The sequence below is a fragment of the Sphingomonas hylomeconis genome (assembly GCF_025370105.1).
GTDB classification, from domain to species: domain Bacteria; phylum Pseudomonadota; class Alphaproteobacteria; order Sphingomonadales; family Sphingomonadaceae; genus Sphingomonas; species Sphingomonas hylomeconis.
Genome location: NZ_JANQBK010000005.1, coordinates 200888 through 217321 on the forward strand (window position 1 = coordinate 200888; position 16434 = coordinate 217321).

The window sequence follows — 16434 nt, forward strand, 5'->3', positions numbered from 1 at the left end:
GTGCCCGATCCGTTAGCGCCGCTGCTCGCCGCCTATGACGATCCGGACGCGATCGCGCGCGCCGCGCTGGCGGCCGGGCGGCGCATCATCCGGACGATCGGCGCCGATGCACCCCGCGAACGGCTGTTGGCGGCGGGTTATCAGCCGGTACGGCTCGCGCCGACGCTTGGCGCGACGCCGCGCGCCGATGCGATCATGGGGCAGAAGGGCTTGGGACCGCGCGGGCGCGCCGTGCTCGAGACACTGCTCGATCCGACAGCAGGCGCGGTGCCGGTGCTGTTCACCAGCGCCGATGCCGAACTGGTGCAGGTATTCGCCACGATCCGCGATCTCGCGCGCCTCGGCGATGTCAGCCCGCCGCCAATCGCGCTGATCGATCTGGGCCATCTGCCGCGCGAGACGACGCGCGACTATAATAGCGTCCGGCTCGCCGAGCTCGATACCTGGTTGCGCGCGCTCGGCACGGGGCCGGCGCTGCCCGATGCCGATACCGGAAAGCTGCAGCCGCTCGATGCCCAGCGCCGCGCGGTTCCTGCGCGACTGTCGGGCACAATGATGCTGAAGGCGATCGGCGGCCTTTGCGCGGTGGATGCGGCGACGGCCGATGCTGCACTGTCGCATACGGCGGATCGCCCTAGCCGCGATGGGCCGCGTATCTATGTCGTCGGCAGCCCGCACGAGGATGCGCGACTCTATGCCGCGATCGAGGCGCTGGGCGCGACGATCGTCGGCGAGGACCATGATTGGGGCAGGCGCGCGCTGGAAGGCGGCGACCCCGCCGACCCCGCCGTCCGCCGTCCGAGCGCGGTCACGCCACCAAGCGAGATCGCCGCCCGTGTGGTGGCCGATGCCGCCGCCTGCGAGGCGACGCACATCCTGCACCTGACGATCGGTAGCGACGAAGCGGCCCCCTGGAGCGCGGCCGCGATTCGCCGGGCGGTCGACGGCCGGCTGCCGTTCCTGGCCACGACCGATGCCGCGCTCGACGATATCGCCGCCTTCCTTGCCGGCAGGTCGCTGCCAGCGCCGCCACCAAAGCCGCCCCGCCCTGCCCCGGCCCGCCCGCCCCGCGCCGCCGATGCGACGCGCAGCCGCAAGTCGCTGACCTCGCTGGCCGGGTTCGGCACCTACCAGCGTGAATGGTTCGCCGACGTCCGTGCGCGAAGCGCGCAAGGCGAGCCGTTCGCCGTCGTCAACGCCAATGCGCCGCAGGAAATCCTTCGCGCCCTTGATATCCCGTTCGTCGTCAATCAGTGGTGGGCCTCCATCGTCGCCGCCAAGCAGCAATCGCGTCGTTACCTTGGGCTGCTCCGCACGCACGGCTATCCCGCCAATGTCGAGCCGTATAGCGCCCAGGGGCTGGCAGCATGGTTCGACGATGATCCCGATCAGGCACCGTGGGGCGGCCTGCCAAAGCCCGATTTCGTCCATGCGGTGCTATCGAGCGACGCTACGGCAGGGATCTTTTCGAACTGGGCGGAGGAGACCGGTGCCGCGGCCTATCTCTACGAGCGCACGGTGGATCCGCAATGGACGATCGCGACCAATTGGTGGGAGGATCTGCCCGACGGCTGGGACACGGCGCTGGAGCCCGCGCGGATCGACTTGCTGACCGCGGAACTCCGCGACGTCATCGCGCAATTGGAAGCGGCAACCGGCCGCCTGTTCGAGCCGACGCGATTCGAGGCCGTGATGCATCTCGTCAACGAGCAGGAGGACTATTACCGGCGCACCCGCGATCTCATCGCGCGGACCATCCCCGCCCCGATCGGCATCGTCGATTCGATGCCGGCGACGATGGTGCCGCAATGGCACCGCGGCACCGAATGGGCGCGCGACGCCGCCAAGGCGTTCTACGAAGAGGTCGCGCAACGCGTGGCAGACGGCGCGTCGGTCGTACCGGACGAGCGCGTGCGGCTGATGTTCGTCGGGCGCGGCATGTGGAGCGACATGGGCTTCTATCAGCGCTGGGAGGAGAGCCACGGCGCGGTATTTGTCTGGTCGATGTATCTGGGGCTCGCCGCCGATGGCTATATCCGCCACTTCGATCGCGGCCGCGATCCGCTGCGCGCCCTTGCCGCCCGGTTCCTGGCAATGGGCGACGAACTGCGCATGCCGAGCTGGGCCGCGCCGTGGCACGTGCACGAGGCGCAGACGCATCAGGTCGATGGCGCGGTAGCGCTCGACGATGCCGATCCGTTCGTCGTGCGCGCCCTGGTCGCGGCCGGGATCCCCGTGCTCGAACTGGGTGTCGACAATTTCGCGCTTGCCGGAGACGATGCCGGCGCGTTGCACGATCGCATCACCGCCTTCATCGAGGGGCCGGCCAGCCTGCTGGCCGCAAGGCGGCGGGGAACGGCGGCGTGACGGCGCTCGCCGGGCTGAGGATCGTCGACTTCTCACGCTTTCTGCCCGGCGCCTATGTCAGCTGGATTGCAGGCGATCTCGGCGCCGACGTGATCCGCATCGAGCATCCGCGCGAACTGGCCAAGCACGCGCAGATGTTCGGCGCGAACGCCGATCCGACCGCCGCCGCGCAGGCCCGCGCACGCCCGACCTATCACCGCAACAAGCGCAGCCTGCTGATCAATCCCGGCAGCCCGGCAGCGCGCGACGTATTGCACCGCCTGATCGCCGACGCCGATATCCTGATCGAGGATTACCGCCCCGGCGTGCTCGCGGCGATGGGCTATGGCTATGCCGATATGGCCGCGCTCAACCCCCGGCTGATCTATTGCTCGGTGTCCTTCGCCGGGCAGACCGGGCCGCTCGCCGATCGCGCTGGCCACGATCCTGCGGCGCTGGCGCTGGCCGGCGCGCTCTCGCGGCTGAACGGCCTGCCCGATCCGGCGATGCCCGGGCTGCAGGTCGCCGACGTGCTGGCCGGCACGCATGCCACGATCGCGACGCTGGCGGCGCTACAGGCGCGCGAGCGCAGCGGCGTCGGCCAGCATGTCGATGTCGCCATGACCGACGCGGCGATGCCACTGCTGATGGTCACGCTCGGACGCACGGACAACCCCGCCGCTTTGCCCCCGCCGACCGGGGCCTGGCAGCCCAAGGGCGGCGTATGGCAATGCGCCGACGGCGGCTGGATCTGCACGACCGATATGGAGCCAGCCTATTGGGCCCGCTTCTGCGCCGCGATCGGCCGGCCGGAATTCGAACCGTTGCGCATGGACGTCGCGGCGCATCCGGCGATGGAGCAGGAGCTCAAGGCGATTTTCCGTTCCCGGACGCGCGACGATTGGGTCGAACATCTCGCCGCCGCCGATACGCAGGCCATGCCCGTGCTGTCGCCGGCCGAAGCGCTGGACCATCCACACAATCGCGCCCGGGGCATGGCCGTCGATCTCGACGGTCCGGGCGGCACCGTGCGCCAGATCGGCACGCCGTTCCGCCTGAGCGCCACGCCCCCGGTCCCGCCCCGCCCGGCCGGACCGCCCGGCGCCGACAATGACGCGATTTTCGCGGAGCTTGGGCTCGACGCCGAAGATCGTGCCGCATTGGAGCGCGACGGCGCCTTCTCGGGAGACCGCCGGTGATACCGCCTCTTTCCGGCATCACCGTGGTCGATCTCAGTCACGCCATTTCGGGGCCGACCTGCACCCAGATGCTGGTCCATCTCGGCGCCGACGTCATCAAGATCGAACCGCCGGTCAAGGGGGACGATTTCCGTCATTATACCGAACATGCCGGTCTGCCGCTGATGAGCATCCCGTTCGCCGCGATCAATGCCGGCAAACGCTCGGTGACGCTCGATCTCAAGAGCGACGATGGCCGCGCGATCCTGTCGCGCCTCATCGAGCGCGCCGACATTCTGGTCGAAAATTTCCGCCCCGGCGTGCTCGCACGCCTGGGCTTCCCACGCGATCGGCTGGATGTGATCAACCCGCGGCTGATATCCCTGTCGATCAGCGGCTTCGGTCAGGACGGGCCGTTGCGCGATTGGGGCGCCTACGACCATATCGCGCAAGCCATGTCCGGCATTGCGGCGATGAACGCCACGCCGCTAGGCCCGGTCAAGATCGGCATGCCGATCGTCGACTCGTTCAGCGGCTATCTCGCGGTGATCGCGCTGCTCGCGGCGCTGCGCACGCGCGACGCGACCGGCAAGGGCGAGCATCTCGACGTTGCGATGCTCGATGCCGCGCTCAAGCTGATCGCCCCCAGCGTGGCGGTGCAGTCTTATACCGGCCAGCCGCCCGCCAGCATCGGCAACCGCGGCTATCGCATGGTGGCGACGGCGGAATTCTATCCCACGGGCGATGGCTGGATCGCGCTCGGCGCCAACCACCAGCATCAGGTCGCCAAGCTGCTCGACGTGCTCGGCGCAGCCGACTTGCGTGACGATCCGCGCTTTCGCGACCACGCCGCCAGGGTCGCACATTACGACGCGGTGCGGGCCTGGTTGATCGACCGCCTGTCGCGGGAGGCCGCTGCCGATCTCGAATTGCGGCTCACCGCGGCCGGCGTGCCGGCGGCGATGATCCGGGATGTCGGTCAGGCGGTCGAACATCCGCACATGGTCGATCGCGGACTGATCGAACAGGTCGATCTGCCCGGTTTCGATCGGCCGCTGGCCACCGTCGGCACCGGCTTCGCGGTCGATCGGCCGCCAACACCGCGCCGCGTGCCGACGCTCGGCGCGGATACCGATGCGGTCCTTGCGGATCTGGGCTACGATCCTGCGGCGATCGACGCGTTGCGCTCGACCGGCGCGATCTGATGCGCGCGCTCGATCTCGCTTTGCTCGGCGACATCATCCTCGATGTGCCCGATCCGGATCATTGGCTGTCCGGCATTGCCGACGTCACCCGAGCGGCTGACGTCACGATCGGCCACCTCGAAGTGCCGCACACGCGGCGCGGGACGGAACTGGTCGGCGACGTTCCCGCCCCCGGCGCCGATCCCGATCATCTCGCGGCTTTGGCCCGCGCCGGGATCGATGCCGTATCGATGGCCGGCAACCATATCGCCGATTGCGGCGCGGAGGGCATCGCCGACACCAATGCCGAACTCGACCGGCTCGGTATCGCCCATAGCGGCGCCGGCGCGACGCTGGCCGCGGCCACGGCGCCGGCATGGATCGAGCGTGACGGCCGCCGCGTCGTGCTGCTGAGCTACAATTGTGTCGGCCCCGAAATCTCCTGGGCAACCGAGACCCGCGCCGGCAGCGCCTATGTGTCGGTGCGCGCCGTGGATGGCGGCCCCACGCGTCCCCAGGCCGATCTGCGTGAGATCGATCCGGCGTCTGCGGCCGCCATGGCCGCCGCGATCGCTGCAGTGCGCGGACCGGATACGTTGGTGATCGTCGCGCTGCATAAGGGCATCACCCACCGGCCGGCAGAACTCGCCCCCTATGAGCGGCCGCTGGCCCATGCCGCGATCGACGCCGGCGCCGACGTGGTCGTCGGGCATCATGCGCATATCGTGCGCGGGATCGAGATCTACCGCGATCGGCCGATCTATCATGGCCTCGGCAACGGCGTGGTCGTGACGAACGCGCTCAGCCCGGGTCAGGATCATCCCGCCCGTGCGGCATGGGTCGAACGCCGTAAGCGGATGTTCGGTTTTGTCCCCGATCCTGCCTACACGCTGGCGCCGTTTCATCCGGAGGCGGTCAACGGCATGATCGGGTCGATCCGCTGGCGGCCGGATGGCGCGCTCGACATCGGCTATATCCCGATCTTCATCGAACCGCCGGGCCGCCCCGTCGTGGCCATGGGTGCGGCACGCGCACGGGTGGCCGCCTATATCGACGAGATCACCGAGCGCGCCGCCCTGCCGAAGCTGGCAATGACCGAAGACGGTATACGACTGGTCCGATGCCGCACCCAGTTCAACGGCTTTGCTTCCTGAAACCCAGGCGAGTTCACGTTCCTCGGCACTCGAAGAAGCCGATTTGTCGCCCCGTTCGCCTGTTGCAGGACTCCTCGCGGAGGCTGGACCCGATCGCGCATCTGACACCGACGGGGCCTGACCCAAATCCAAGGTTAGCGCGTTCTACACGATCGCCCTGCCGCCCCCCGTTCTGCCGAAATATCTCGCGGTGATGGCAAGATCAATTTTCGTCGTTGAAGCGGTTTGTGACGGCAACGATATTTATTTCCGACCGCCGTCTTTTATCCAAGCCTCACGATCTATTAGCGTTTAGGGCCGATGATTAATCTAGGATATTGATTTAGGATTCGGGCAATGCGTCGGGACGTTACAGCATTGCTGGAAAAATTGGGCCGGGGGGATTTCCGCTACAGGCAGTTCGCCGATCCGATCGCCGATCTCGAACCCTGGCCGCTTTTTGCCGCCTTGCTCGCCGATGAGCGGGTCGTTGGCCGTGTCGAGCTGGCGATCGAGCCCAGCATCCCGACCGGCAATGCCGCCTTCCTGGCCGGCTATGCCGAGGCCGATCCACGGCCGGCACGCGACGAGCCGGTGCGCGGCAGCCTGCATGCGTTTCTGACGGAATTGTCCGGCGACCCGGCCGGAGATCGCTGATGCCGCTGCTCATCTGTCACGCGCCGACCGGCGGGGTCGGCACGACCTTTCTTGCGGCGCACCTCGCGCTGGGCCTTGCAGCCCGGGGGCATGACGTCACCGCGATCGATTTCTGCCATGCCGATGCGCTGAAGCTGTTCTTCGGCCTGCCGCCCGCGCAGGAAGTGCCGGCAATGGGCGGCGCGCCCGGCGCCGGGGTCATCGTCGACGGCGTCGAACTGCTGTCCGGCTGGTCCGTCGCGCAAAACCCCAATTTCCTGCGCGTTCTGTCGCGACCCGGGGAATCCCCCTTCGCCGACGATCGCATCGTCGTTGCTGACATTTCCTCGGCCGATCTGCTGATCAAGAACAGCCTGTTGCCGCATGCCGCGCTGCATTTGTGCACGCTGATGCCGCGCCCGGCCTCGCTCGCCGCGCTGACCAAGGTCCAGCCGGGCACGCCGGCGATCGAGCTCGATCGCACCGCTTTCGTGCTCAACCAGGCCGACGACACGCTCAAGCTGTCGCGCCACAGCCAGATCTTCCTGCGCGAATTGTTCGGCGACAATCTGATTGCCACGATCCGGCGCGACGAGGCGGTCAACGAGGCGCTCGCCTCGTTCAAATCGATCGCCAAACATGCGCCGCAGAGCGTGGTGCTACCCGAACTCACCGCTTTGGCGATCGCGGTCGAAGCACGCTGCGGCCTGAGCGCGACCGTCGAGTTGCCGCAGTGAAGCTCGCCACGCTCCCCGGCGCGGCAATGATCGCGCTGGCGATTGCGCTCGCGCTGATCGTCGTCACGGTGCCGCTGGCGCTCAATGCCCAATGGATGTTCGCGATCGTCACGATCGCCGCCGCGCTGTTGCTCAGCCGCTCGGCGTCGCACCGGACGACCTTGGTCCTGGCGATTCTTTCGCTGATCGTCTCCACGCGCTACATCTTCTGGCGCACCACCGCGACGTTGGAATTCGAAAACCCGCTCGGTGGGGCGCTTGGCTTCGGCCTGTATCTCGCCGAGCTCTATGCCTGGGTCATCCTCGCGCTCGGCGTGCTGCAGACTGCGTGGCCGCTCGAGCGCGAGGCAGTCGAAATCCAGGGTGAGCCGCACCAATGGCCGACCGTCGACGTCTATATCCCGACCTATAACGAAGGCCTCGATATCGTCCGCACCACCGTGCTCGCGGCGCAGGACATGGATTATCCGCACGAGCGCTTCCAGGTCCATCTGCTCGACGACGGCAAGCGCCCCGAATTCCGCGCCTTCGCGCGATCGGTCGGCTGCGGCTATATCACCCGCTCGGACAACAACCACGCCAAGGCCGGCAATCTCAACGCCGCCATGTCGCGCACCGAAGGCTCGCTGATCGCGATCTTCGATTGCGATCACGTCCCCACGCGCGGCTTCCTGCAGATGACGGTCGGCTGGTTCCAGCGCGAGGAAAAGCTCGCCCTGGTCCAGACCCCGCATCATTTCTATTCACCCGATCCGGTGCAGCGCAATCTGGGCACGGTGCGCGATCTGCCGGGCGAAGGCGATCTGTTCTACGGCGCGGTGCAGCGCGGCAACGATCTGTGGGACGCCGCCTTCTTCTGCGGCTCGTGCGCGATCATCCGGCGGGCGGCACTTGCCGATACCGACGGCTTCGCGTTCGAGACGGTAACCGAGGACGCGCACACCGCACTCCGCCTGCAGCGCATGGGCTGGTCGACCGCCTATCTCGGCATGCGCCTGTCCGCCGGCCTCGCGACCGAGCGCCTGGTCGTGCATATCGGCCAGCGTATTCGCTGGGCGCGCGGCATGTCGCAGATCCTGCGCATCGACAATCCGCTGCTCGGCCGTGGCCTCAAGCTGCAGCAGCGGCTCTGCTACCTCAACGCCATGCTGCATTTCCAGTTTCCGCTGCCCAGGATCGTGTTCCTGACCAGCCCGCTCGCCTATCTGATCTTCGGCCAGAACATCATCCGCGCCTCTGCGCCGATGATCTTCGCCTACGCCGCGGCGCATCTCGTGTGTTCGCAAATCTCGGGCGGCCGCCTGCAGGGTGGCGATCGCCGGCCGTTCTGGGGCGAAGTGTACGAGACCATCCTGGCCTTCCACCTCGTCAAGCCGACCTTGTTCACGCTGTTCCGCCCGCATGGCGGCAAGTTCAACGTGACCGACAAGGGCCAGCTGCTCGATCAGACGCAGTTCGATCTCGCGATCGTTCGGCCGCATCTGATCTGTATCGGGCTGGTGGTGTTCGGCATCCTGTTCGCCGCGGTGAAATACCTGTTCTTCCCCCATCTCTTCAACATTCAGGGCGATACATTGCTGCTCAACACCGTTTGGGCTGTGTTCAGCCTGGTGATCCTGCTCGCCGCCGTGTCGGTGGGCCGCGAAACGCGCCAGACGCGCGAACATATTCGCATCCCCGCGCAGCTGCCGGCGACCCTGTATTTCGGCGACGGCCATGTCGTCACGGCCGAGACGATCGACATATCGATGGGCGGTCTCGGCATCACCGCCCCCGCCAACGTGTCGCTCGCCGATCGCCAGGTGACGCATGTCGCACTGCCGATGGGGGACGAGACGCTCACCCTTCCTGTCGAAACGCTGCGCATGACCGGCAGGATCGCCACGATGCGTTTCCGGGAACTCGATTTGCTGCAGCAACGTCAGCTCGTCCGCGCGGTGATGGGCCGCAACGACGCGTGGCAGCCCGATGCCCCGCGCCAGCCGGTCTCGACGCTGCGCTCGCTGCGCGACATCCTGGGCGTCGATGTGATGACGCTCAAGCGCCTGCTCCGGCTCAACCGCGCCGAGCGTCGCCGCGAGCGCGCGCGTCTCACCGCCACGCCAAAGGTCGCCGCCGGCGTCGTCGGCCTGATGGCGGCGCTGCTGCTGACCGGCCTGGCACCGCAAGCGGCGCAGGCGCAAGCCGCCCCCACCTCGGGCGCCACCACGGCAAGCGACGCCACCCCCTCTGGCGCAGGCTCGCGCCAGGAACGGCTCACGTTCCGCGATCTGCGCGTGCGCTCCGCGGTGCGCCTCGGCGGCACGCGCGGCGAAATCTCGATCCCGTTCGGCCTGCGCAGCAATGAGGTCGTCACCAATGCCAATCTCACGCTGACGCTGGCCTGGTCGCCGGCGATGCTCGGCGATCTCAGCCAGCTGGTCGTCATCCTGAACGGCGAAGCGGTGCAGACGCTGCGGCTCACCCCCGATCGCGCCGCCGGGCAGCGCGTCGCGATCGCGGTCAATCCGGCGCTGTTCCTGCCCGGCGACAACCAGCTCAACCTGCGTCTCGTCGGCCATTACACGCGCGATTGCGAGGATCCGTTCCACAGCTCGCTATGGGCGAACATCAGCAATACCCGCTCGGCGTTCGACCTGACGATCCAGACGCTGCCGATCGTCCCCGATCTCGCCCGACTGCCGGCGCCGTTCTTCGACCGATCGTCGAACCTCCCGCTCACGTTGCCGTTTGTCTTCGCCAGCGCGCCGACCAACGGCGAATTGCAGGCGGCGGCCGGCGTCGCGTCGTGGTTCGGGCGCCTCGCCAGCTATCGCGGCTTCAGCTTCAAGCCGAGCTATGGCCGCATCCCTAGCGGCAATGCGATCGTCTTCCTGCGCCCCGGCATGCGCATCGGCAGCTTCGCGCCGACCGTCGCCGGCCCGTCCTCGATGGTGATCCGCAACCCCTCCGACGCGTTCGGCGAACTGCTCGTCATCATGGGCCGCGACGAACGCGAGTTGCAGCTTGCGGCGGCCGCGCTGGCCACCGGCCGCGGCACCACCGGTGGCGCCAGCGCGGCGTTCGACGGCGTGCGCATCCCGACCTATCCGCGGTACGGCGCGCCGCGCTGGCTGCGTTCCGACCGTGCGGTGCAGTTCGGCGAAATCCTCGCCCCGACGTCGCTGCAGGGCATCGGCCTGCCGCCGGGTCCGCTCACCGCCGGCTTCCGCACCGCGCCCGATCTGTTCTTCTGGCCGCGCACCGGCGCCGCGCTCGACCTGCGCTACCGCTATCCATCGGCATCGTGGCTCGATCGCCGCGGCTCGCGGCTCGACGTGTCGATCAACAACCAATATCTCCGCACCATGCCGCTGACCGGCGACAGCTGGTGGAAACGCCTGGTCGGCGGCCAGGACGGCGCGACATCGAACCAGTCGCGCGTTTCGATCGAACTGCCGAGCTACACTCTGTTCGGCCAGAACGAGCTGGTGTTCGATTACAATCTCGTGCTCGCCAACAAGAAACGGTGCGAAGGCACGCTGCCCGATAACGTGCGCGTCGCGATCGATCCGACCAGCGCGATCGATCTGACGCATGCCTATCACGCGCTGCGGATGCCCAGCCTCGCGAGCTTCGCCAATGCCGGCTATCCCTTCACGATCAGCCCGGATCTGGCCGAAACCGTCGTCGTGATCGGTGCCGCGCCTGACGCCGACACGGTCGCGGCATTCCTGACGCTGATGGGCCGTTTCGGTGATTCGACCGGCGCGGCGGCGACCGCGCTGACCGTTACCCAAGCCGTCGACGGCGAACAATTGGCCGATCGCGACATCCTGGTCATCGGCCTGCCCAAGGCCGGCAATGCCGGCACATTGTTCGCCGGCGCCCCGATCCAGCTGCAGAACGGGCGCCTGCTGGTCTCCGAGCGCAATCCGATCGAGCGCGTGTTCGGCTTGTTTTCGCCCTATGGCGACAGCGACGTCACCGAGACCAACACGTTCCTGGCCAGCGCCAATCGCTTCACCGGCTTTGCCAGCTTCCAGTCGCCTTACGACAAGGATCGTACCGTCGTCGCGATGCTCAGCACCGATCCCACCGACCTGCCCGGTCTGGCGGACGGGCTGGCGGAGGAAAAGATCAACGCGCAGATCCAGGGCGATCTCTCGGTCCTGACCGGGGATCGCATGCGCAGCTTTGCGGTCGGCCAGACCTATTGGTCGGGCTCGCTGCCGGTGTGGATGCGCGTCGCCTGGTGGTTCAGCGAACGTCCATTGTTGATGGCGCTGAGTGGCCTGCTCGTCGCGCTGCTGCTCGCCGGGCCGCTCTATCTCGTGCTGATGCGCCAACAACGGCGCCGTCTTCGTCAAGGAAATCCCGCATGATCCGTCGACCAGCGACGGCGCTGCTGATCGCCGCCATGGCGAGCACCGCCGCCCCCGACCGGGCCCAGGCGCAAACCGCCGGCGTCAACGCGCTATTGCAACAGGGCCGGTATTGGCAGGCGCGTGGCCGCGCCGATCTGGCGCGGGCCGCGTATCGCCGCGTGCTGGCGATCGACTCCGCCAATGCGGAGGCGCGCCGCGCGCTGGCGGGGCCGGCACCCGCGCGTCCGGCGGCGGCGGCCCCGTCATCCGCCCCCGCGCCCGTTCGCACGGTACGACCCACCCCGGCGGCGGCACGGCGCAGCGCCACGCCCCCCGCCACGCCGGTCAGACGCGCGCCGACGCCGGCGCGCGAAACCGGCGGCGATGCCCGCGCCGGCGGGTTCCGGGCGCTTGATGGCGGCGATCTCGTCCAGGCCGATCGCCTGTTCACCAATGCCTTGGCGAGCAATCGCAACGATGCCGACGCGACCGGCGGCCTGGGTCTGGTGCGGTTGCGCCAGTCGCGCTTCGAGGAGGCGACCGACCTGCTGTCCCGTGCCTCGACGCGCGGCAATGCGGCGCGCTGGGCCGAGGCGCTTGCCTCTGCGCGCTTCTATGGCGGGCTCGACGCGGCGCGCGCAAAGCTGGCCAGCGGCGATGTGGCCGGTGCGCAGGCCGATGCTGAAACGCTCGCCCGCGGGCCGGTCAAGGAGCGTGGTCCGGCGCTGGCACTGCTCGCCGACGTCTACGAACGCCAGGGCCGCTATGCCGATGCTGCGGATCTGGCGCGCCAGGCCGGTTCGGCCGCCGGCAGCGAGGCACAGCTGCAGAGCCGCGTCGTGCGCGACGAGGCGCTGCAGGCCGCCGCGCGCGGCGATACCGTGCAGGCCGATCAGCAATTCCAGCGCGGGCTGCTGCTCGCCGAAACCGATCCCTGGATCCGCTACGAATATGCCCGCTACCTGATCGCCGGCGGCCGCACTCCGGAAGCCGACGCGATGATCCAGTCGCTACAGACGATCGGCAGCGCCGATGCGCTCTACGCCGCGGCGATGCTGCACAATCAGGTCGGCCGCCAGCCCCAGGCGCAATCCCTGCTCGGCCGGCTGACGGAGGCGCAGCGCACCCCCGCGATCCGCCGCTTCGAAGCGCAGATGGCGGTCGACGCCGCGATCGTCCGCGCGCGGGCGATCGCGGCCCAAGGCCGCACCGCGGAAGCGACCGGCGCGCTGCGGCAGATCGGCACCACGCCCGGCCTTGGTGCGGCCTCCTTGGCGACCATCGCCGGCGCGCTCGACGAGCTCGGCGACCCGATGGGCGCCGCGCCGCTGGTCGATCGCGCGCTAAGTGCCGGGCCGACCAGCGCCAGCGACTATGAACCGATCGTCCGCATCCTCGCGCGTACCGGCCAGGACGCGGCGCTCAACGCGACGATCGACCGCGCCCGCGCCACTGCCGGCGGCTCGGCCGACGGTACGCTCGTCGTCGGCCGCCTGCAGGGCATCGCCGCCGCGTCGCAGGCGGATCGGTTGCGTAGCGCGGGTCAGAATGCGCAGGCCTTCGATCTGCTGCAGCAGGCCTGGGCCGGTGCGCCCGGCAATAGCGATATTCTCGCCGCTTTGGGCCGCCTGTACCAGTCGGGCAGCCTCAATGCGCAGGCCGCGCAGACCTACCAGATGGTGCTGGCGACCCAGCCGCGCGACAAGGGCGCGCTGACCGGCCTGATCGCCAGTGCCGGTGCGGCCGGCGATCACGATCTTGCGGTCGCCACGGTCGATCGCGCGCTCGTCGCCTATCCCGATGATTACGAAATCTATGCCGCCGCCGGTCAGATGGAGCAGGCGCGCGGCAATCGCGGCGCGGCATTGCGCTATCTGCGCCGTGCCGAGGCGTCCTACAATGCGCGTTCCGGCGGCGGCACCAGGATCGACGGCGCCAATCCGTTCGGCTCGGGCATGGCCGCCACCAATCCGTTCCGCCAGACCGCGCCGGCGCCCGCGCCGATGCTCAACCCCTTCGCGCTGAGCAGCAGCCGCACCGCCATCACTCCTGCGCCGAACGCCGGCGGGGCGATGCGCTTCTCCACCGCGCCCGCTTATGCCGGTACGCCGGCCACCGGCACCGCCGCGGCCTATGGCATCCCTGACCAGGCAATCCCCGCGGCCGGCGGCGATCCTGTATTGGCGCGGCTACGCGGAGATATCGCCGCGCTGACCACCGATCGTGGCCCCCGCGCCGAGCTCAAGACCGGCTATCGGCCGCGCTCGGGCGAGACCGGGCTGAGCGAACTGCGCGAGCTTTCCGGCACCGCGCGCGTCTCGACCGGCTTTGCCGGCGGGCGCGTGTCGCTCTCCGCCAGCCCGGTGGTGATCGATGCCGGCCGTCCGGACGGCTCGGCCCTGGCACGGTTCGGCCGCAACGCGACATCGGAAGCGCAGGGTATCGTCGCGAAGCTGCCATCGGTACTCACCCAGGCCGAGACGCAGCACGCATCCGGCGTGGCGGTCGGCGCGTCCTACGACAGCAGCGCGCTCCGCGTCGAGATCGGCACCACCCCGCTCGGCTTCGAGGATACCGAAGTGGTCGGCGGAATCACCGTGAAACCGAGATTCTCGCCCAATTTCTCGGGCCAGGCCTGGGTGCGGCGCGAAGCGGTCACCGACAGCGTCGTCTCCTATGCCGGCACGCGCGATCCGGTATCCGGCAGGTTCAACGGCGGCAACGGCGATCGCTGGGGCCAGGTGCTGCGCAGCGGCGGCGGCGCGTCCTTGTCGTGGGACAAGGACGGGACCGGGATCTATGGCGACGCCTCGGCCTATCGCTATCGCGGCGTGAACGTGCGCAACAACACGGGCTACCAGGCCAATGTCGGCGGTTACCTGGCGGTCTACCGCGACGGCAATTCGACGCTGACCGGCGGGCTCAACCTCAACTGGCAGTCGTACGACAACAACCAGAACTATTTCACCTATGGCCATGGCGGCTATTTCAGCCCGCAGAGCTTCCTTAGCATGAGCCTGCCGCTGCGCTACAATTACACCTCGTCCAAATGGGAAGGCCAGCTGGGCGCTGCGCCCGGCTATCAGAGTTACGAACAGGATCGCGCGCCGATCTACCCGACCGACCCCGCCGCGCAGGCCACGCTCGACGCGCTGAAGGCACAGAACGCCGACGTCCGGTCCTATTATGACAGCCTGAGCAGCACCGGCTTCGCCTTTTCCGCCGATGGTTCGGTGTTCTACAAGGTCCGCCCCAACACGCGGATTGGCGCCTCTGCCAGCGTCAACACCTTCGGCACGTACGACGAGTATCGATCGAGCATCGAGTTGCGCCAGACCTTGGGAACCGGCAAGTGAATGCGATGACGCACTGGCCGACGACGATCGAAAGCGCGAGCGCTGCATCGGATTTGCTGCTCGGTGGCATCGTCGCGGAAATCGCGGCCGGCGCCAACGCCGCACAACGCCGCGCTTTCTATCGCGCGGTCGGTTCGCGCATCGCGGCGCTGCATCCGCTCGGCAACGTCCAGGATATCGCCGGACTTACCACGGCGGTAAACACGCTCTGGGCGGATTATGGCTGCGGCCAGGCCAAGTTCGCCATGGCCGACGACGGCATCGTCATCACCCATACGAACCTCCCCCCGTCGCTGTCGGCTGTTCTGGGCGAGGCGGCGGAACACACGATGGGCCCCTTGCTGGAAGGCGCGTACGACAGTTGGCTGCGCAGCCTCGGCAGCGGCCCGGCGCTCACCACGCGAACCTTGTGGTGGAGCAATACGGAGGCTCGGTTGAAGCATGGACGTTGATCGGCGGCGCTTCATGGCCGGCATGAGCGGTCTCGCCATTGCCGGGTGCAGCCGTGCCCAGGCGCGGCCGGGTGTCGATTGGCCGACCTTCAAGGCGCGCTTCATGGATGCCAGCGGCCGGATCGTCGACAATGGCAATGGCGGCATCAGCCATAGCGAGGGTCAGGGCTATGGCCTGCTGTTCGCCGTCGCGGCGGGCGATCGCGACGGGTTCGATCGGCTGTTGCGCTGGACCGAGGCGACGCTCGCCCGGCCCGATATCGCGCTCTATTGCTGGCGCTTCGACCCACGGCAGCCCGATCCGGTCGCTGATCGCAACAATGCCACCGACGGCGATCTGCTGATCGCGCTGGCGCTGGCGCGTGCCGGCGTGAAGTGGCGCGAGCCGCGCTTCACCGATCGCTCGGCCGCGATCCGCGGCGCAATCGCCACGCGTCTGGTGCGCAAGATGGGCGGGCGCACCTTGTTGCTGCCGGGCATGGACGGCTTCGCCTTTGCCGATCGGCTGACGATCAATCCCTGTTACTATCTGTGGACCGCGCTGGATGCCTTTGCCCGGGCCGATCCAACCGGGCCGTGGCGTCGCGTGATCGGCGATGGCGAAGCCTTGTTGACCGCGGCGCGCTTCGGCAAGTTCCAGTTGCCGACCGACTGGATCGACGTCTCGACCGCCGGCCAGGTATCGCCCGCCGCCGGCAAACCACCCCGTTTCGGCTTCGACGCGATCCGCATTCCGCTCTATGCCGCCGCCGCCAATCGCGGCGCATTGATCGCGCCGATCCGTGCCTGGTGGCAAAGCTACCCCCCCGCCGCGATTCCCGCCTGGATCGACGTCGTCTCGGGTCAGGTTGCCGAATATACGCTGTCGCCCGGTGGCCTCGCCGCGGCCGGCCGTGTGATGGGCCGGCCGCAACCGGGGACGCTGTCGATCGACTATTACGCCGCCGTGCTGCAGCTCCTGGCCAGGACGCTGTGAGCGGCGGCGTCCGCACGCGCCCCGCCTCGCACGATTAGCGCCGTATCGGATGCGCTCGCGCCGCTACGTCCGGCATGTACTTCATATCGG

The 16434-nt window shown here is 68.4% G+C and carries 10 protein-coding genes; all 10 read left to right on the forward strand.

From position 1 onward, the window contains the following. The 10 genes from NV401_RS09870 to NV401_RS09915 all read left to right on the forward strand — a co-directional run bounded on the left by NV401_RS09870 (position 1) and on the right by NV401_RS09915 (position 16344). Positions 1-2367, forward strand: a complete 2367-nt coding sequence (locus NV401_RS09870; RefSeq protein ID WP_261294245.1) for a 2-hydroxyacyl-CoA dehydratase family protein — start codon at positions 1-3, stop codon at positions 2365-2367. Beyond that, entirely contained in the window at positions 2364-3545 is a 1182-nt protein-coding gene (locus NV401_RS09875) for a CaiB/BaiF CoA transferase family protein (RefSeq protein WP_261294246.1), read from the forward strand. The genes NV401_RS09870 and NV401_RS09875 overlap by 4 nt, the downstream gene beginning before the upstream one ends. After that, a complete protein-coding gene (locus NV401_RS09880) occupies positions 3542-4729 on the forward strand; it encodes a CaiB/BaiF CoA transferase family protein (RefSeq protein ID WP_261294247.1) in 1188 nt (395 codons plus the stop codon). The genes NV401_RS09875 and NV401_RS09880 overlap by 4 nt, the downstream gene beginning before the upstream one ends. Continuing rightward, positions 4729-5862 carry a CapA family protein gene (locus NV401_RS09885; protein WP_261294248.1) on the forward strand — a complete coding sequence of 378 codons (1134 nt, stop codon included), beginning with the start codon at positions 4729-4731 and terminating at the stop codon, positions 5860-5862. The genes NV401_RS09880 and NV401_RS09885 overlap by 1 nt, the downstream gene beginning before the upstream one ends. A gap of 336 nt (positions 5863-6198) precedes the next feature. Beyond that, positions 6199-6498: a hypothetical protein gene (locus NV401_RS09890; protein ID WP_261294249.1), complete on the forward strand. Its 300-nt coding sequence runs from the start codon at positions 6199-6201 to the stop codon at positions 6496-6498. After that, complete coding sequence (locus NV401_RS09895) at positions 6498-7214, forward strand: cellulose synthase operon protein YhjQ/BcsQ (RefSeq protein ID WP_261294250.1); 717 nt, start codon at positions 6498-6500, stop codon at positions 7212-7214. Before NV401_RS09890 ends, NV401_RS09895 begins: the two co-directional genes overlap by 1 nt. A 26-nt stretch (positions 7215-7240) precedes the next feature. Then, positions 7241-11578, forward strand: coding sequence for a UDP-forming cellulose synthase catalytic subunit (gene bcsA / locus NV401_RS09900; protein WP_261294332.1), 4338 nt, complete (start codon positions 7241-7243; stop codon positions 11576-11578). Further along, positions 11575-14916: a cellulose biosynthesis protein BcsC gene (locus tag NV401_RS09905; protein WP_261294251.1), complete on the forward strand. Its 3342-nt coding sequence runs from the start codon at positions 11575-11577 to the stop codon at positions 14914-14916. The genes bcsA and NV401_RS09905 overlap by 4 nt, the downstream gene beginning before the upstream one ends. A gap of 5 nt (positions 14917-14921) precedes the next feature. Beyond that, on the forward strand, positions 14922-15368 hold the full coding sequence (gene bcsD / locus NV401_RS09910) for a cellulose biosynthesis protein BcsD (protein ID WP_261294333.1): 447 nt from the start codon (positions 14922-14924) through the stop codon (positions 15366-15368). Then, on the forward strand, positions 15358-16344 hold the full coding sequence (locus NV401_RS09915) for a glycosyl hydrolase family 8 (RefSeq protein ID WP_261294252.1): 987 nt from the start codon (positions 15358-15360) through the stop codon (positions 16342-16344). The genes bcsD and NV401_RS09915 overlap by 11 nt, the downstream gene beginning before the upstream one ends. Positions 16345-16434: the final 90 nt, after the last annotated feature.